Here is a 19,362-nt window from a genome sequence, read left to right as displayed (position 1 = left end):
CCTGTACTCAAGGGATAAGAGTAACTTTAATCATTTTATGGGTAAAACTATATTTTCAAGCAGTTTGCTAGCCCCAACAATTTGATTGCATTCTATCAGATTTCATCGATAATCTTAAAAGAATGCCAAAAATAGATGACAATTGAACTTGAAAACCGAAACGCAATCTAAAATATGGCTTTCATCTCCGCACATGGGTGAAACAGAGCTTTCATACGTTCATGAGGCATTTGAGACGAATTGGGTAGCCCCGCTGGGCCCCAACGTATTGGGTTTCGAAAACGACATAGAACACTATCTGGGCAATGATGTTCATGTAGCGGCTTTAAGTTCTGGAACAGCAGCCATCCATTTAGGGCTTAAACTCTTGGGGGCAGGCAGGGGAGATGAGGTACTTTGCCAAAGTTTTACATTTTCTGCATCGGCAAATCCTATTACTTATTTGGGAGCCTCACCAGTGTTCATCGATAGTGAGCAAGAAACTTGGAATATGTCTCCCCAGCTTTTGGAAGAGGCGATAGCCCAGAGACTGTCAAAGGGTAAAAAACCCAAAGCCATTATAGTGGTTCATTTATACGGCATGCCCTATAAGGTCAATGAAATACACACCATTGCTAAGAAATACGAGATTCCTGTACTTGAAGACAGTGCTGAAGCCCTGGGAAGCACCTATGGCGAAAGGCCTTGTGGGACTTTTGGTGATATAGCAATCCTTTCTTTTAATGGAAACAAAATTATAACCACTTCTGGGGGAGGCGCGTTGGTTTCCAAAAACAAAGAGTATCGAGATAAGGCGGTTTTTTTGGCTACTCAGGCTCGGGATAACGCCGTTCATTATCAACATTCTGAAATTGGACACAACTACCGCATGAGCAATGTGCTGGCCGGAATTGGAAGAGGACAAATGGATATTCTGCAAGATAGAGTACATGCCAGGCGCAGAAATTATAAGTATTACACCGAAGAACTACAATCTTTTGACGGAATCACATTTCTTGAAGAACCTAGCGGAATGTTTTCCAACAGATGGCTGAGCTGTATACTCACACCTTCTTATGAAATTAGAGAAAAGATTCGTATCGCTTTGGATGATGAGAATATTGAGTCAAGACCTTTATGGAAACCGATGCATTTACAGCCTGTTTTCAAAAAAGAGATTAATTTTATAGATGGCACCTCAGAAAATCTCTTTGATAGAGGGTTATGCCTGCCGAGCGGTTCAAATCTATCGGTGGAAGACTTGGAGCGTATTGTAGAAATCATAAAAAGTGCACGTTCATGATACAAAATTATCTGACCAGTACTGTTGGGAGATACGCGTCAAAATGGTTAGTCTTGGCAATTGATGTAATCATTGTGGCAATTTCTTTTGTGCTGTCCTACTTTATCCGCTTTAACCTGACATTTGACTTTGATGTTGACAAACTTTTTGTGCAATTGCCTTGGGTTTCGTTGATTGCACTGATTTCTTTTTTGATTGTCGGTTCATATAAGGGGGTGGTCAGGCATACCGGTATGCGAGATGTCTACAATATTTTCAATGCTATTTGCTTGGCTAGTATATTGACGATTTTCTTGGTTCTCGCAAATAGAGAGTTTCAACTGGTAGACAATTTTACTATTCCTTTATCCATTATAATAATCAATAGTTTAATTGCTTTCATAGCCCTGGTAACGTCAAGGTATATCTTCAAATCGCTCTTTCATAGTTTTGTCAATGAGAATGGTTATACTGTATCTAAAAATGTATTGATTTACGGTGCAGGTGAATCAGGAATTTTAACTTATGGAGCCCTTACCAATCACTCTAAAAGCAATGTCAAGGTTGTCGGCTACATAGACAAGGACAAAAAGAAGATAGGCAAGCTGATTAATGGCGTCACCGTATACGGCCCTGAAACTTTGACCGAAGGCTTTATTTCCAAAAAAAGAATTTCTGAGGTAATTTTTTGCATCCAAAATATAGACCACAAAAGATTAAAGAAATTGGTGGAGGGATTGGTTGATTTCCCAGTTTTAGTAAAGATAGTCCCTCCCGTGGAGGACTGGATCAACGGGGAACTTAAAGCCTCCCAAATCAAGAAGATCCAGATTGAAGATTTGCTAAATCGAGCCCCTATTGACATTGCCAATTCAAAAATAGGTGATGAGGTTAAGGATAAAGTCATATTTGTCACAGGTGGAGCAGGGTCGATAGGAAGTGAAATAGTACGACAAATATGCAACTATGATTGCCAATCACTTGTAATAATCGATCAAGCAGAGTCTGCACTCTATGACCTACAACAGGAATTGAAACAAAAAGGGCACCATAATTTTATTCCGATTGTCGGTGATGTACGGGATAAGAACAGAATGAATGCCATTTTTCAGGAATATAAGCCTGATATGATTTTTCATGCCGCTGCTTATAAGCATGTACCTCTAATGGAGTATAATTCATACGAAGCAATAAAAATTAATATTGCAGGCACAAAAAACATTGCAGATCTCGCTTTGCAATACAACATTGAAAAGTTTGTGCTTATATCTACTGATAAGGCCGTCAACCCAACAAATGTTATGGGGGCCAGCAAAAGGATTGCAGAAATCTATGTGAGTTGTATGCAACGAGAAAAAAAGACCAAGTTTATCACCACTCGTTTTGGAAACGTTCTCGGGTCTAATGGTTCTGTGATTCCATTGTTTAGAAAGCAGATAGAAAATGGTGGCCCACTTACTGTCACACATAAAGAAATTACGCGATATTTCATGACTATCCCAGAAGCCTCACAGTTAGTGCTGGAAGCGGGAGCTATGGGAAAAGGAGGGGAAATTTTTATTTTCGATATGGGAGAATCGGTAAAGATTTACGATTTGGCCAAGAACATGATCAAGCTTTCCGGACTTCAGTATCCTGAAGATATTGATATTAAGTTTACAGGATTGAGACCTGGCGAAAAATTGTATGAAGAATTGTTGGCTGATGGAGAAAACACATTGCCTACCTACCATAGAAAAATCAAAATAAGTAAGGCGAGAGAACTGGATTATATAGACTTAAGGTCAAAAATAGATGAACTTTGTATCACCAATATGTTCTTTGGCGAAAATACGGTAAGATTAATGAAAAGTATTGTGCCAGAATATGTTTCCAATAACTCCAAGCTTTGCGAATTGGATGAAAACCCGAAGTCCGAAGTAGAAAAGAATACAATCATCTTAAAAGTTGTGGAATCCTAATAAATCTCTTATTTTGAGAAATTTTAATCAATAAATAAACAAGTCATCTGATGCTAAAGACAGGTATTTCTATCAGAAGCGTTCTTCTATTTTTTGTTATTGCAATGGTCATTGCCTCCTGTGCTTCCAGGAAAGAGGTGGTATATTTTCAAGACACTGGTGACTTCGAGACCTTGGTAAACGACAGTGGGTTTACATCAAAGTTCAAGGTCGATGACCTAATAGATATCCATGTTTCTTCCTTAAATCCTGAGGCCAGTGGCCCTTTTAATTTGTTTAGGGGCATGCCGGGAGCGGGAGGCCAGCAGGAACAAGTAAATTACTTAGTGGATCAGGCAGGGGAGATTGATTTCCCGGTCATCGGAAAATTAAAAGTGGAAGGGCTGTCTCCAGATGAACTGCGAATACTTCTAAGGGAGCGATTATCGGAATATCTGAAGGACCCTATCATAAACATAAGATTAAGAAACTATACGGTTACTGTCTTAGGAGAAGTGAATAGGCCAGGAACATACCCCGTTAACGGAGAGCAAATTACCATATTGGAAGCATTGGGGTTTGCAGGTGATTTGACGATCAGGGGTGTCAGGACTAATGTTTTGGTCATCAGAGATTTTAACGGCACCAAGGTTTATAATCGTATTGACCTTACTTCAAAGAATGTAGTAAATTCTCCGGTATATTATCTTACCCAGAATGATGTGGTCTATGTAGAACCGAACAAATCGGGAATTTCGTCCTCTAGTCTCGATCAAAGGGCCAGTATTGCCATTTCCATTGCATCGATTTTGATAACTTCCACAATTATTCTTATTACCCGTTTATAAGAAATTGATTTATAAATAAATATTGTATGAGTTCTGAGCACTCAAATCTTTCTCAAGAAGGTCCTGACTATAGAGAACTTTTGAAACCATATATAAAAAATTGGAAATGGTTTGCAGTCTCGGGATTAATTGCCTTAATAATAGGATTCGTTTATAACCGTTATGCAGTTCCGCGATATGCCGTACAAGCTAAAATCCAAATATTGGATAACAACCAAGGCTCTTCCCAACTTAATGTTTTTGAAGATTTAGGTATTCTCGGGGAAGGAGGCATAGAAATAGAGGATGAAATCGAGATTATAAAATCTAGGTCTAACCTGATAGAATTGGTTAAGCGCTTAGGCCTCAATATAAATATCACTGCGTTAGGTAATATTAGAAGTTCCGCTATTTACCGCAACCCAGACCCTCCATTCAACATCAATTTTCTTGCCCCAGATTCCCTGGTTTATAATTCAAGAGCAAGTTTTTTTATTACGTTGGCCTCGAAAACAACTTTTGAGTATGCTGAAAATGAAAAGGGCCCTACTGAAGTGCATTCGTATGGAGAAACATTTTCTTCACCGGTTGGCGATATCATCGTGACTCCAAATAATTTGAACTCACATAAATTTGGAACAAATTATGTCGTGTCTGTCAATACGTTATCTGCTGTCGCTGCATACTACCAAAAAGCCCTTGATATCTCGGTTGAGAATCATAGGTCCAAGATTCTTACACTCTCGTTGAATGATGCCATTGTTCCAAGGGCGCAAGATGTTATCAACACTTTAATAGCAATCTATAATCAAAATGATATTGATGATAAAAAGGCACTTGCCGATAGAACATCTGAGTTTATTAATGATAGAATAGCACAGATTTCATCGAATCTGACCAGTGCAGATGAATCAGCCGTAGAATTTAAATCTGATCGGGGTTTGACAGACATTGCCACCCAAACAAATCTCAATTTAAATCTCGGCGCTCAAAACCAACAACAATTACAGGATGCAGCCATCCAATTGGATATTGCTTCCTCGATGAAGGATATCATCGATAATGATGATGGCTATGACTTACTCCCTTCGAATATTGGGCTGCAAGACCGCTCAATAGCCACTACCACTCAAAGATACAATGAGTTGGCTTTGGAACGTAAGCGGCTGTTAGAAAGCTCCAATGATAAAAACCCGATTATTGTAAACTTGGATCAACAACTTGACGGACTAAAACGTAGTATGCGGACCAGTTTAAATGGCATGACCAATAGTCTGAGCCTTCAGGTTAATGACCTTAGCAGTCGACAATCAAGAATCAATTCTAGAATCTACTCGGCTCCAAAAAATGAACGGGCTCTAAGGGACATATCAAGACAGCAAGAAACTACCGAGTCGCTGTATTTGTATTTGTTGCAAAAACGAGAGGAAGCGCAAATTGCATTTGCGTCCTCAGAGCCAAAGTCCAACATTCTGGATGATGCCTATGCAGTCAGTGATTTTCCGATTTCCCCGAAAAAGAATATTGTGCTGTTGGCTTCTTTACTTGTTGGCCTATTGGTGCCATTTTCCATTGTATATGTAAATTCTTTGTTGGACAATAAAGTTCATAATAAGGTTGGTTTGGAGAAATTGACCGAGGATATTCCTGTATTGGCCGAGCTCCCTAAAATTTCTAAGAAAGAGAATAAACTGGTTAAGCTGGGTGAGCGAACGGTATTGGCAGAGTCTTTACGTATTCTTCGGACCAACCTCGACTATTTATTAAAATCCAAAAACAAGAAAGATGGTAAAGCCAATATCATTTATGTGACCTCCAGTGTCTCGGGCGAAGGTAAAACGTTGGTAGCTTCGAATTTGGCTATGATTTTTGCAAACACCAATAAAAAAGTATTGTTGATCGGGGGGGATATTCGAAATCCCAAAATATATCAGTTTTATTCTGGGAAGAATGTTGACAAATTGGGGAAAGCTACTAGAAACAAAGATGATAATGGGCTTACCGAATACTTGGTAGATCAAAATTTGGAGGGGAAAGATATCATTTCTACTATGCTGGCCAACGATCAAATGGTTGATGTTATCTATTCGGGGAAAATACCGCCAAATCCTGCAGAACTATTGATGAACGGCCGAATGAAAGCGTTATTGGAGTCTATGGCCACTCAGTATGACTATATTATTGTCGATACTGCGCCGTTAATGGTGGTGACCGATACGCTATTGATAAGTGAATACGCAGACCGAATCTTATATGTGACCAGAGCAGGAGTGACCGAAACGAAGGTACTGGAATATCCCTTGAAGCTTTATAAAGAAGGTAAGCTGAATGGATTGTCTTTTGTCGTGAATGGGGTCAACGATTCCAACCTTGGCTATGGGGGAAAATATGGTTACGGTTATAATAAATCAATAAAAAAGTGGTGGAAGTTCTAAGGCCATTGATACTCTTTAAATAAGTTGTCTTTGAGGAATCAAAATTTGAAAAAGACCAGTTCAAAGTAAAAAGTGCAGGACTAGATTCCATGAAGTCAATCTCTTCGTGATAGGCTGGATTTAATGCTTTTTAGGGCTGACTGCTATAAGGCAGCAACTTCAATAACTACTATGGAACAGCCACTATTTATCTGACACTAGATTAAAATAATATCTCTATACTTAACTTTAGTTTTCTACAATAGCTACAGTGGCATCATTTTAGATACAAGCCAAAAATATTAAAAAGTCTATATTAAAAGGAAAGGCCGAATCTCGCGTTGGTGTATTGGTCTGTTGCATTGTACTTCTTCAAAATTCATTGCTTTAATAGTTCAGAACCAGTTTATGCCGCCAAAGAGATATCAGAACTGATATTCTCAACTTCTAGCTGATAAACATAAGGGTCAAAATATTCCACATTTGATAAGCTCGGTATTGTTAGTGATGAAATCTCATCCAAACATGACCTATCCTAAAATTGTAAAAAGAATTGTGAAAAATATTCCTTTGTGCCATCTATTGGTTTGTCTTGCAATGTCGTTTCAATGATGTCTTACTGACCTTCGCAGGCCATATCATTGAGGTAATGAATTGAATTACTTCTGTGCTAAAAAAAGAGTGGCCACCCACCAAACAAATATCTGAAGGGGCAAATGGAAAGCAAGCACAGACCATACATTTTGTGAAACAAATGTTAAAAAAAGTGCAGTTCATCGAATAAAGAATAAGTAGACATCCAAAACAACAGATCCATCCGTAGGATAATCATAGCAAAAAATGCAGTTCATCGAAAAAAACGTGAATTTTATCGAAGACTTTGAATTTTTAAATAGTTTTGTTAAACCCAAATGAAGAAATAAACCATAGAAATACTTAACCCCTTATGATACTAGGCACTCATTCCCCACTGAAAGTGTTAACCCTTCTTGTTTTTTTGTTATTAAGTTTATCTTGCTCCAAAGACTCCGACCTGTTTGCAGACTATGTGCTTACGGATGGCCAGGACGCTATTGTTGAAGACGATTCCAGAAGTTCTGATGAGGACGATTCCGATAGTACTACTGAGGACGATTCCGATAGTACTACTGAGGACGACTCTGAAAGTAATGCCAATGCAGTGAGTCTACAATCCTATGGTGCCGTTGGAGATGGGGTTACGGACGATACTGTCGCAATACAGAATGCATTTGATAATGAAGAGCACATAACCTCAGACCCTAATAAAACTTATCTGATAAGCAAAAGTGTTACCCTTGATCAAAACATGGCACAGACCATTAATTTTAGGGGTTCTACTATCACAAGGAATGGACGTGTTCATTGGATGCTTAATATTGATAAAAGAAATTACAATAATTCACTGACCACGATAAGAAACTTAAAAGTTGATGGTAATGATAAATCCGGTAGTACAATTGATATTAAGTCAAGAGTACATTTTGAAAACATCGAGATATACGATGTCATCCACGACAACGCCAATGGGATAAGGATGTTGGTATATAACGTTCCTGGCGTTTATGGCCAATCAGTGTTCGACAACGTTAACATACATAATTTAGAAAGTTTGAATTCTGATGGAAGTTCAGGGAACAACCCAGGAATGGTGCATGGTTTTTTAGTAAGTGCCCAAGAAACACCAAGCCAGACCACGCAGATAGTTTATAAAAATTCAGAGTTATATGAACTTTGGGGTGAGGACGCAGGTGGCATAACCCTTAATTCACCTGGTTTTGATACAAGTAATTCACCCCTGTCATTTTGGTTCGAGAACATTTCTGTAAGAGATGCACAAAGAAGGACCGTAAAGAATTTTATAGGAAATACCACTTGGATAAATTCCACTTTTACAGCAGCAGCCAACAATAACCCAAAACTGGTTCCCGCATCAGAAGGAGGATTAAATCCTGCAGGGTTGTTCGTTATTGCTTCAAGCAGTAGTGCTACCGGGTCAACCAATAATTTGGTCTGTGGGTGCACTTTTCAAGGCCACCCCGACGACCCATTTGATTCATGGTATACTCAAGTTATTGTTCAAGGCCAGAATGGGCCTGCTGGTGCAGAGATACGCAATAGCACTTTTACAGGTGGACATGGTGGTAGATGGGGTACAAACGGAATAACTTTGATTGGTATTTTGGACGACATAACTATTGCCAACACAACTTTTGGCACGACCAATACGATTCTTGGGGGCGGCTCTCAACAACAAGGCACTCTATTAATAGATGCCAATAATGTTTATGCTGATGGAAAATCAAAAGCATTCTCTCGCGTTGGTTTAAAATATTCAGAACCGTCTATATCTTATTCTCCGTGCCCCACAATAGATTAAACTGACAGTACAAATAAGTGTGTTCCAAAAAACAGTTCCGGTCAAAATTGAGAGTATGACCATAAGCTTAAGGGCATGAAGAGAAATAGGTTCACCGAAGCCCAAGTATAGTCAAGATTACAAAACTGCATTAAGCCGGCATTTCAGTAAAAGAGCTTAGAAGGCCTTTGATTATCATCATCTGCAATTGGGAGGGAAAGTATGGGCTTTTTAGACGAATCACAACTCAAAAGTCTCAAGGAGGTGGCCCCAATCCAATGTAAGAGTGAATTCAAATGAAATTAGAAAACCAACTTATTTATTTACCGATGCAGAAGTTGGAAAAGATGTTGCCCAAAAGATCATCTGTTGACACGCTCCCTGTAATTTCGCCAAGGTGAAAGAGTGCTTGACGAATATCTATCGCCATTAAATCACTTGAAATTTCTGCTGACAAGCCTTCTTTTACGTTTTGAATTTCTTCAAGGGCCTTCGACAACGCATTATAATGTCTACTATTCGAAACGATGACATTGTTGGTGCCCAAATTCCCTTGAATTGCCAAATTCAACAGTGCCTCTTTCAGTTTGTCTACCCCTTCATGTGACTTTGCAGCGATAAAAAGAGCATCTGAATAATTTGATTGCAGGTGTTTAACCGTTTTATTCGCTACGGAATCCACTTTATTGATAATCGTCAACACTTTCTTGTTTGGAAATCTCTTTTTGATGGATGCTATTTCCTCACCTTCAATATGGTTTGCATCTACCATGTGGACCACCAGATTGGCCTGTTCAATTTTTTCAAAGGTTTTTTTGATGCCAATTTTTTCAACGGTATCATCGGTATTCCGTATTCCGGCAGTATCAATGAATCGAAATGTTATTCCACCTAGAACGATTTGATCCTCAATGCTATCACGGGTGGTGCCCTCAATTTCACTTACGATGGCACGTTCTTCGTTCAATAAAGCATTCAAGAGTGTTGATTTTCCAACATTGGGTCGCCCGACAATAGCTACTGGAATACCATTTTTCAACACATTGCCCAAAGCGAAAGAATCAATCAATCTTTTGAGTGTCTCGGAAATTTTTTCCAATAGCGCTGAAAATTGCTCCCGATTGGCAAATTCTACATCTTCTTGAGAAAAATCAAGTTCCAGCTCTATTAGCGATGCAAAATTCAAAAGTTCTTCCCGTAGTTTTTTGATTTCATCACTGAAACGGCCCCGCATTTGGTTCATCGCAATTTCGTGTGATGCGGCGCTATCGCTGTTGATAAGGTCAGCAACTGCCTCTGCCTGGCTTAAGTCCATCTTACCGTTTAAGAAAGCTCTTAAGGTAAATTCCCCAGGATTCGCCATGCGGCAGCCCTTTCGGATAAAAAGCTGGATGATTTGTTGTTGAATATATGTGGATCCATGGCACGAAATCTCAACCACATTTTCCCCTGTATACGAATTCGGAGCCTTGAATACAGAGACCAACACTTTATCCAATGCTTTATCACCGTCCATGATATGTCCCAGATGGATAGTATGGCTTTTTTGGTCCGAAAGTTTTTTTGAATGGATGGACTTAAAATAGGTGTCAACCACACTAATGGCATTGGGTCCAGAGATCCTGATTACGGCAATGGCCCCAACCCCTGATGCGGTCGCTAGTGCGATAATATCATCTGATTGCAACATGGGTGCAAAAGTAAGCATATCGCTCGGCTTGTAACATTTTTCAATAAACCCCGACATATCAGTATCATCATAAATCAATCAAAAATGGAAGTCGTTAATCAAACTGTTTTAAGAAAAGACAACACGCTCTTGTCAATCACCCATTTGACACAGTTGTTGCATTATGTCACCGGATTCGGTGGATTTATTGTTCCCTTGATCATTTGGCTTAGCTCACGAAATTCTGTGGAAGGAATGAACGAACACGGCAAGTCAATCATCAATTTGCAATTGAGCCTTTTGCTCTACATCATTATCAGTATTCCTGCTATTCTTTTGTTAGGGCTGGGATTATTGGGCCTACTCGGAGTTGCTGTTGTTGGATTCGTTTTGCCGATCGTCAATGCCGTCAAAGCAGCGAATGGTGAGCCGCCATCCTACTTTTTGACCATCAAATTTGTATAAACGAAAAGCTAGGTTTTGGCCTAGCTTATTTTTTGGGAGTTATCCATTCAACATTACAGGCATGACCAACATGGTGACGTTCTCACCTTCATCGAGCCCATCTGAGGGAGTAAGGATTCCCGCACGGTTCGGAAGGCTCATTTCGAGTGTTACTTCATCTGAAGATAGATTGCCCAACATCTCGATTAAAAAACGGGAGTTGAACCCAATCTGCATGTCATCACCCTGATATGAGCATGACAACCGTTCTTCGGCCTTGTTGCTGTAATCGACATCTTCAGCCGATATGTTAAGCTCCGCACCCGCGATTTTTAGTCGGATTTGGTGCGTGGTCTTGTTCGAAAATATCGACACCCTGCGAACGGATCCCAAAAATTGGCTTCTTGAAATCGATAGTTTGTTCGGATTCTCTTTGGGGATGACCGCTTCGTAATTCGGATATTTTCCGTCAATCAATCGACAAATCAGTTCAGTGTTATCAAAACTGAACTTGGCATTGCTTTCGTTGTATTCTATTCTGATTTCCGATTCTGAACCGGCCAAAATTCCTTTTAAAAGGTTCAAGGGTTTTTTAGGCATGATGAATTCGGCCACCTCTGAGGCTGAGACATCAGTACGTTGGTATTTTACCAATTTGTGGGCATCAGTGGCAACGAACGTCAAGTTTTCAGGCGAAAATTGAAAAAACACCCCGCTCATCACAGGACGCAGATCGTCATTGCCAGAAGCGAACAATGTTTTCTCGATGGCAGTGGCCAAAATATCTGCCATAAGTGTCGTTGAACTCGGGTTGGCAACCTCGATTGCTTTTGGGAATTCAGCTCCATCGGCATAAGCCAGCGCATATTTGCCGTGGTTTGAACTGATTTCAATCGTATTGTTATCCTCTACCACAAAAGTGAGGGGCTGTTCAGGAAAAGTCTTCAAGGTATCCAGCAGCAACCGGGCGGGCACGGCGATAACACCTTCTGAATCAGAATCCACCTCAAGAACAGAGCTCATGGTCGTTTCAAGGTCAGACGCAGATACCCGAAGTTCATTTTGCTTCAAATCAAAAAGAAAATTATCCAGTATGGGCAGGGTGTTACTATTGTTGATGACACCACCCAAAACCTGTAGCTGCTTCAATAAATATGTGCTGGATACAATAAATTTCATCCTATAAATTTAATTTCTTTTGCTGGAATTTGATGCTTTCGAAGGCTACATCCGCAGAGCGTGACCAGCAAAAGCAAATATATTTGAAAACTGTTTGAAATTAACGCCATGACTGGGCGAACTTATCAACAGCTATGCTGTAAATTTTCGCTTTCTCAAATATGCGAACAAAAGTCCAAAAAGTAGGGTCAATAGCACGGGAAGGCCAACATTGATAAGCTGCCACTTGGTTTTTTGGGAAGCAATCTTTTGCACATCCAACAAAGGGATTGAAACTACCTTGCCACGAATGTTTATAAGTCCACTGTCATCAAGCATGTAATTGATGCTATTCATCAAAAATTCTTTGTTGCCATAGAAGCTGTTCGTCCACTTGTCATACCCCAATTCCAACGGTCTGCCATTGCGCAATTGGTTTTTAATAATGTCACCATCAGCAATGACCAACATCTTGTTTTCAGGCCCAAGTTCGCTGGCGTTTTTTAAATCCAAGGGTTTGACCCTATTTTTGAAAGCGGAAGCAAATTCTCCCTCAATAAGCACGGCAAGCGATAAATTTCCTGATTGCGAATACGCTTCCTGGTTTGGTTCTTTGTTGATGATATTAAGACTGATTGGTTTCGGTACGCCTTCCGGTTTAGAAAGCGGGGAGGAGCTCAATAAAATGGTTTTCTTGCTCTCATTCGCTAAGGTGTCGATGGTATTGGCAAACTTCAACTGCACCGCTTCAATATTCTTGTTGATAGGATGGTCTTCTTTTGAAAACACCATCGGATGGTACACCCAAGGCAAGGGATTGTACTGCGAATCGTTGCCTTCACCGGAAGCCAAAACAATCGGGGTGTTGTAAAGATCGTTCACCAAAACAGGATTGATACGAACCCCATATCGAAAGAAAAAATCATTCAGCCCCAAATCTCTTTGGGTCGCTATGGCACTACCGTTTTCGTTGAGTAGACTGTCAAGTTCAATGGCCACCTTGTCAATCAGCCAAATTGATTTTCCACCATTGACGATAAACTGGTCCATGGCATATTTCTCCTCATCTGAAAAGGTCTCGGTGGGCTTGGCGATGAGGGCCAAATCAAAACCTTTGAGCTGGTTCAGTGTTTCTTGCGGACTTGTGGCAACGGAGTCGAGTGTAATGGCCCCAATATTGTAGTATTCCCTGATGGTACTGAGATAATCGGCCAGATATAGATCGTTCAAGCCACCTTTGCCCCTGATGACCGCTACTTTCTTCTTTTCTTGAATACCAAGTTTGGCAAAGGCATCGGCAAAACCATATTCCAAATGTTGTACAGAGTTGTTGATACGCTCCTCTGCCGTGCTGCCCAATTTGTTTTTCAACAAAGAAACCTTTACAGTTTTGTTGTTATGGGTGACCATGGCCCATGGAAAAACCAGTTCTTGTGATACTTTGCCACCTTCCTCAACGGTTACACTGGCGGGTTTAAGCCCCAATTGTTGTAAATCTGCAATGGTCTGTTCACGTAATTCTGCATCTTCCAAGGGGTAGACCAAATTGTAATCAATATTTTCATTTTTAGCCTTGAACTGTTCGAGCAACAGTACCGTTTCTGTTTTGAGCTTGTTGAATTCGGAGGGAATGTTTCCATCCAACAAAACATCTACCAGTACAGGCGATTCAAATTTTTTTGCGGCCTCAACAGCTGTTTCGGAAAGGGTGAACCGATTATCTTCCGTTAAGTCAAATCGCTGGTAGAAGTGACTTCCTGCCAAATTTATCAGCACTAAAACCAAAAGAAAAACGCCGATTTTGGCCCACTGGTTTTTCATCACTTTGATAGGTTTTTAGCCCTAAGATGGGTCAAGAACAGAAAGAAAAAAGTAACGCTCACAAAATAGACAATATCCCGTGTGTCAATGATTCCCCTGGCGATGCTTTCAAAATGGGCTTTGGCACCGCAGCGTGAAAGCAGTTCTCGTGTTGCCCCATCATTGAACAGGGTTGAAAGCGCCTCGAATCCATAGAAAAGCAAGAAACACAGTACAATACCGATAATAAAGGCCACAATCTGATTTTCGTTAAGCACAGAGGCGAGCAGGCCAATGGCTACATAGGTTGCCATCAAAAACAACAACCCAAAATACGACCCAAGAACCACCCCCAGATCAAAGTTTCCTGCTGTGATGCCCAGGGCAGAAATGCAAAACACATAAATGATTGTGGGAATGACGGCAATGACGCACAAGGCTAGAGCGCCCCAGAACTTTCCGAGAACAATACTCCAAAGCGAAAGGGGTTTGATATATAACAGCTCTAGAGTGCCCATTTTCGTTTCCTCAGAAAAACTGCGCATGGTGATGGCCGGAATGAGAAACAAGAAGACCCAAGGAGCCAGTAGAAAAAAGCTGCTCAAATCGGCAAAACCGTTGTCTAAAATGTTGAAATCACCTTTGAATACCCATAGAAATAAGCCATTCAACAATAAAAAAAGCCCAACGATGAGGTAACCGATGGGAGAGGTAAAAAAAGATTGGATTTCTTTTCTAAAAATGGCAAGCATTCACATCACGATTCAATTTCAAAACTAGCTATTTTTTCACAGAGGTACTTATTTTTTAGTTTGTGCAGTGTCATTTAAAGAAAATTGATGGAAACGGTATCACGATACCCCAGGCCTAAAAGGGTGGCCGCACCACCAACGGTGTTCAGATCACTTTTGTAGATGGCCAGTTCAATATAGCCCGCGGCATTGAAAAGAGCCAATAAATCTCCGGGGCCGTTTCTTTGTTGTTTTTCAAGATCAAAATTGATAAAGGCACTGTAGCTCTCATGAATTGAACTCACCTTGCTGGTTCTGGCGATAATTTCGTAATTGCGACCATTTCTATAGGCTTCAAACAATGACTTTTGTATGTTGGTCACCACATTGCCATAGTTGTCAATATAGATGACATTGCCACTAATGGTTTTTCCATCGTTTTTCACCCGAGGTTCAAATTCTTTGAGTTGTTTTAAGTTCGAGAATGGCTTACTGACCACTTCCATTTTACCACCACGGGCCAAATGGCAGGCCACTTTCACAAAGACATTCAAGGCGGGAAAAGAGGTGGTTGTCAAATTCGGAAGATTGACCTCTGCAATCTTTTCAGGATTTACCTCATTGGTAATCAGAGAAATAACGCCATTGTTGGCACTAACAAAATAATGCCCGTCAACCATGACCAGAATATGTTCGTTCTCAGGGGTGGCTTCCGCATCTAACCCTACCAAATGGATAGTGCCCTGTGGAAATTGACGGTATGAATTTTTTAGAATGTAGGCACATTCTTGAATGTTGAAAGGCGAAACTTCATGGGAAATATCAACAATAGTGACCTCGGGCAATTCACTGAGAATGGTTCCTTTTAGGGCAGCAACTGAATGGTCTTTATATCCGTAATCAGTGGTCAGGGTGATGATTGGCATGCAGCGGTGTTGATATGTTTTTGCCCTTTGAGCCTGTTTTTTGGTTAGTTTTGTGATGTAAAATTACATAAAAGGGAAGAAAGATTTTATCCCAATAGAACACTATCACGGAATCAAGCTCGCAAAGCATTGAAGATAATTCCAAAATAGGATTTTGATACAGGCTTTGGAGGATATCAATCTCAATTGTTGAGTAAATCTTAAAACCACAGTATTTTTTGAACGAACTAATCATTGAACTTACCGAAATCAGCCCCAGGGATTTCTTTGGACACCAGAACGAAACCGTAGAGCTGCTCAAGAAGTATTTTCCAAAACTTAAAATTGTCGCCAGGGGTAGTAAAATAAAAGTCTATGGCGATGAGGAGCTATTGGAAGAATTCGATAAAAAATTTGATGCCCTCACCAATCAATTCGCCAAGTACAACAAGTTGGATGAAAACATGATTGAACGGGTTCTGACCAGCAACGGCCAAGAAGATTATCAATCTTCAAAATCAAGTGGTGATGTTTTGGTGCACGGGGTCAGCGGACGTTTGATCAAGGCACAGACGGTCAACCAACGAAAAATGGTCGATGCCTGTACAAAAAACGATATGGTTTTTGCCATTGGCCCAGCCGGTACGGGAAAGACTTATACAGGAGTGGCACTGGCTGTCAAAGCATTGAAAGAGAAGCAGGTACGACGTATTATCTTAACAAGGCCTGCGGTAGAGGCCGGAGAGAATCTAGGATTTCTACCGGGAGATTTAAAAGAAAAATTAGATCCCTACATGCAACCGCTTTACGACGCACTCCGCGATATGATCGCGCCCGAAAAATTGGCCAAATATATTGAGGACGGTACGATTCAGATTGCCCCGATGGCCTTTATGCGCGGGCGAACGTTGGACAATGCCTTTGTGATATTGGATGAGGCCCAAAACACCACCCATGCACAGATGAAAATGTTTTTGACCCGAATGGGCAAGAACGCCAAATTTTTATTGACGGGTGATCCAGGGCAGATTGATTTGCCACGGCGCGTGATTTCTGGCTTAAAAGAAGCTTTGCTCATTCTCAAGAATGTCAAGGGCATTCAAATTGTATATTTAGATGACAAAGATGTCATCCGCCATGGCTTGGTCAAGAAGGTCATTTCAGCTTACAAGACCATTGAACACCAAAACTAAAGGTATGGCGAATACCTTGATGGACACCGATTTTACGTTTTCTGGGCAACAATCCGTATACAAGGGCAAGGTTAGGGAAGTTTACCACCTTAAAGACGATGTACTGGTGATGATTGCCACCGATCGTCTTTCCGCTTTTGATGTGGTGATGCCCAAGGGAATTCCCTTCAAAGGCCAAATTTTGAACCAGATTGCCACTAAAATGATGCGGGCCACAGAAGATTTGGTGCCGAATTGGTTGCTGGCAGCACCCGACCCCAATGTGGCCGTGGGCATGGCCTGCGAACCGTTCAAAGTAGAAATGGTGATTCGGGGTTACCTTTCAGGACATGCAGCTAGAGAGTATAATTCTGGAAAAAGAATGCTCTGTGGCGTGCCCATGCCTGAAGGGATGAAGGAAAATGATAAGTTTCCAGAACCCATCATTACTCCAGCGACAAAGGCCGAAAAGGGCGACCATGATGAGGATATTTCCCGTGAGGAGATTCTGAATCGCGGTATCGTTTCCGAAGAAGACTACACCATTTTAGAGGATTATACCCGAAAGCTGTTTCAACGGGGTACCGAAATCGCCGCCGAAAGGGGATTGATTTTGGTCGATACCAAATATGAATTCGGAAAGACCAAAAAGGGTGAGATTGTTCTGATTGATGAAATCCACACCCCAGATTCCTCACGTTATTTTTATGCGGACGGCTATCAAGAACGGCAGGATAGGGGAGAAGCCCAAAAACAACTCTCCAAAGAATTTGTGCGCCAATGGCTGATTTCAAATGGTTTTCAGGGATTGGAAGGCCAGACCATACCAGAAATGAGTGACGCTTATATCGAATCGGTCTCAGAACGCTATATCGAGCTTTACGAAAGTATCACGGGTGAACCATTTCATAAAGCTGATGTCTCCAACATCCATGAGCGTGTTGGTCAAAATGTATCTCAATATCTAAATGCCATTTAAGAACCCTAATAGATTGGTTTTTCCTTTATTATTCTGTAGTAGTTTAAATCAATATTGTACTAAAGCGGGAAAAAAACAATCGCTGAACGGGATAAAGGGTTTTCAATTCAATCTCTGGTTTTTGCAGGTTCTTGACTGAATTTCTCATTGATTTCCGCAACTACGGCAGCAATACTATCATTTTTTTGTTGTCTTTCTAAGATAATCGGGGGTGCAACACGCTGTGAACAATCCATGATGGAACACCGCTCACAAGTGACCCCAACCTGTTGGGTCTTGATTTTTGGGTCGTCCAAAAAAGCGATTTTCTTTCTTAACTGTTTGTTGATGAGTAGCCCAATACTAATACTTCGATAAGTGTCGGTCTTAAAGGGATCCTTGGTAGCCGAAGAAAATACTAGATAAGACATGTTATCTTCGATGTAGTTTGATATCTGTATATCAAAAATGTGGGATTGCTTTTTTTTCGAGATTTCTTCAAGCACTTTCAGGGAGACCCATCTTCGGCAGTAATGCTCGTCGGTCGCATTGCCGTGCGGCGATTGTTGACTTGGCAAGTGTAATTCTTTTGTAAGATTATAACTGTCACTCTGGACTTTGTGCACAAACCGCAAAAAGAATAAACTCTTTATTTGATAATCTTTTGCCAAAAGGTTTGTGAGACGTTGATAGAAGGTTTCAGGTGATGCCTTGAAAAATGCAAATATTTTGATAAATGCGCGTTTGTCAAATTGATCTTTGCTCAAAATTTTGGCAAATTTTGACACTAAGGCTTCCCTTGGCAATAAAAGAGCCCCCGCAAAATAGGAAGCGTAGAAGTTGTTGAGTACTTCGTCAAAATTTTTAAACCTAATCCATGAAAAAGTGTAAAGTCTTGGATTTAGCGCCAAGTAATTATAGGCAATCTCCTTAGCATAAATAAACATGGTTTGGGCTTCGTCAATGTTATTGGCCAACAACAAGGTTTTTGTTTTGGGCACATAAATGCAGCGAAGTTCGTAGAGTTCCCTGTGTTTTTTTAGGTCTTCCTTGTTTATGGTATACCCATATTCTTCAACCAAGATTTCTTCAAGCTCAGAAACGCTTGTCGGAGTATTCAAGTCGATATGGTAGGCTTTGCAGAACTCCAAGACTTTCAACTCTAAATCGCCAAAGTAGTTGTAATTTGATTGTTGGTATGAACGCAGGGAAGAAAGATAGAAGTTCTCTCTGTTGAAGTTGTAATGCTTCGCCACCTCTATAAGTGTGGTAATGAATGCGTTTACCTTATCTGGTGCGTCAGCTATAATGTCAACCAATGTACGTTCTTGAATGCCAAAAAGCTCCAAGGGAATTTCTTTTAAGATTTTGGATTGCAAAATCTCACCAATTGGCGCCAGATTCTTATCGAGCTTCAAGGAAACCAAATGGTCATACGGCACTTCAAGTTTTTCTGCGAGCAATACAATCTTATCGGTTTTGGGATATTTTTTTCCCTTCTCAATCTCGTTGAGATACGATTTTGAGAGTTTGGTAAGCTTTGACAATCCGAAGAGAGACAGGTTCTTATCGGTTCTAACCTGCTTCAGTTTAAGTCCAAAAATGAGTTTTACGTATTCTTCTTCCATAATTCACAAACAAAGATATCAAAAAATGCGAAAATGATAAAAATTGCGATTATCATAAAAATAGCGAACGTTCGCTTG

At 40.5% G+C, this 19,362-nt stretch carries 14 protein-coding genes; 8 read left to right on the top strand and 6 right to left on the bottom strand.

All coding sequences use genetic code 11. The features are described from left to right. Positions 1 to 193: 193 nt before the first annotated feature. The 5 genes from AAAH86_RS05900 to AAAH86_RS05880 all read left to right on the top strand — a co-directional run bounded on the left by AAAH86_RS05900 (position 194) and on the right by AAAH86_RS05880 (position 8,840). Positions 194 to 1,282 carry an aminotransferase class I/II-fold pyridoxal phosphate-dependent enzyme gene (locus AAAH86_RS05900; RefSeq protein ID WP_343486842.1) on the top strand — a complete coding sequence of 363 codons (1,089 nt, stop codon included), beginning with the start codon at positions 194 to 196 and terminating at the stop codon, positions 1,280 to 1,282. Next, entirely contained in the window at positions 1,279 to 3,222 is a 1,944-nt protein-coding gene (locus tag AAAH86_RS05895) for a nucleoside-diphosphate sugar epimerase/dehydratase (RefSeq protein ID WP_343486590.1), read from the top strand. The genes AAAH86_RS05900 and AAAH86_RS05895 overlap by 4 nt, the downstream gene beginning before the upstream one ends. A 50-nt stretch (positions 3,223 to 3,272) precedes the next feature. After that, the gene (locus tag AAAH86_RS05890) at positions 3,273 to 4,049 is read left to right on the top strand and encodes a polysaccharide biosynthesis/export family protein (RefSeq protein ID WP_343486589.1); all 777 of its coding nucleotides are present in this window, start codon (positions 3,273 to 3,275) and stop codon (positions 4,047 to 4,049) included. 26 nt (positions 4,050 to 4,075) lie between these two features. Beyond that, positions 4,076 to 6,463 (top strand): polysaccharide biosynthesis tyrosine autokinase, encoded by a 2,388-nt coding sequence (locus AAAH86_RS05885; RefSeq protein ID WP_343486588.1) that lies wholly within the window; start codon positions 4,076 to 4,078, stop codon positions 6,461 to 6,463. A 925-nt stretch (positions 6,464 to 7,388) separates the two neighbouring features. Further along, a complete protein-coding gene (locus tag AAAH86_RS05880; RefSeq protein WP_343486587.1) occupies positions 7,389 to 8,840 on the top strand; it encodes a hypothetical protein in 1,452 nt (483 codons plus the stop codon). 298 nt (positions 8,841 to 9,138) lie between these two features. On the opposite strand, the gene mnmE is transcribed toward AAAH86_RS05880, so the two are convergent. Next, positions 9,139 to 10,509, bottom strand: a complete 1,371-nt coding sequence (gene mnmE, locus AAAH86_RS05875) for a tRNA uridine-5-carboxymethylaminomethyl(34) synthesis GTPase MnmE (RefSeq protein WP_343486841.1) — start codon at positions 10,507 to 10,509, stop codon at positions 9,139 to 9,141. Between the two features lie 84 nt (positions 10,510 to 10,593). Between mnmE and AAAH86_RS05870 the strand changes: the two genes are divergently transcribed. Beyond that, complete coding sequence (locus tag AAAH86_RS05870; RefSeq protein WP_343486586.1) at positions 10,594 to 10,953, top strand: DUF4870 domain-containing protein; 360 nt, start codon at positions 10,594 to 10,596, stop codon at positions 10,951 to 10,953. Between the two features lie 39 nt (positions 10,954 to 10,992). On the opposite strand, the gene dnaN is transcribed toward AAAH86_RS05870, so the two are convergent. The 4 genes from dnaN to AAAH86_RS05850 all read right to left on the bottom strand — a co-directional run bounded on the left by dnaN (position 10,993) and on the right by AAAH86_RS05850 (position 15,547). Next, a complete protein-coding gene (dnaN, locus tag AAAH86_RS05865) occupies positions 10,993 to 12,111 on the bottom strand; it encodes a DNA polymerase III subunit beta (RefSeq protein WP_343486585.1) in 1,119 nt (372 codons plus the stop codon). A 132-nt stretch (positions 12,112 to 12,243) separates the two neighbouring features. Beyond that, positions 12,244 to 13,911 carry a gliding motility-associated ABC transporter substrate-binding protein GldG gene (gene gldG, locus AAAH86_RS05860; protein WP_343486584.1) on the bottom strand — a complete coding sequence of 556 codons (1,668 nt, stop codon included), beginning with the start codon at positions 13,909 to 13,911 and terminating at the stop codon, positions 12,244 to 12,246. Beyond that, on the bottom strand, positions 13,911 to 14,642 hold the full coding sequence (gene gldF / locus AAAH86_RS05855; RefSeq protein WP_343486583.1) for a gliding motility-associated ABC transporter permease subunit GldF: 732 nt from the start codon (positions 14,640 to 14,642) through the stop codon (positions 13,911 to 13,913). The genes gldG and gldF overlap by 1 nt, the downstream gene beginning before the upstream one ends. Before the next feature lie 74 nt (positions 14,643 to 14,716). Beyond that, positions 14,717 to 15,547, bottom strand: coding sequence for an SAM-dependent chlorinase/fluorinase (locus AAAH86_RS05850; RefSeq protein ID WP_343486582.1), 831 nt, complete (start codon positions 15,545 to 15,547; stop codon positions 14,717 to 14,719). Between the two features lie 218 nt (positions 15,548 to 15,765). Between AAAH86_RS05850 and AAAH86_RS05845 the strand changes: the two genes are divergently transcribed. Then, a complete protein-coding gene (locus AAAH86_RS05845; RefSeq protein ID WP_343486581.1) occupies positions 15,766 to 16,719 on the top strand; it encodes a PhoH family protein in 954 nt (317 codons plus the stop codon). A 4-nt stretch (positions 16,720 to 16,723) separates the two neighbouring features. Beyond that, positions 16,724 to 17,677, top strand: coding sequence for a phosphoribosylaminoimidazolesuccinocarboxamide synthase (locus tag AAAH86_RS05840; protein ID WP_343486580.1), 954 nt, complete (start codon positions 16,724 to 16,726; stop codon positions 17,675 to 17,677). A gap of 107 nt (positions 17,678 to 17,784) precedes the next feature. On the opposite strand, the gene AAAH86_RS05835 is transcribed toward AAAH86_RS05840, so the two are convergent. Continuing rightward, entirely contained in the window at positions 17,785 to 19,284 is a 1,500-nt protein-coding gene (locus AAAH86_RS05835; RefSeq protein ID WP_343486579.1) for an XRE family transcriptional regulator, read from the bottom strand. Between the last annotated feature and the right edge of the window lie 78 nt (positions 19,285 to 19,362).

Origin of the sequence: Allomuricauda sp. d1 (assembly GCF_039592695.1) — a bacterium.
Lineage (GTDB): Bacteria > Bacteroidota > Bacteroidia > Flavobacteriales > Flavobacteriaceae > Flagellimonas_A.
The sequence above is the reverse complement of the archived record's forward strand: the minus strand, read 5'-3'. Positions and strand labels throughout refer to the sequence as shown.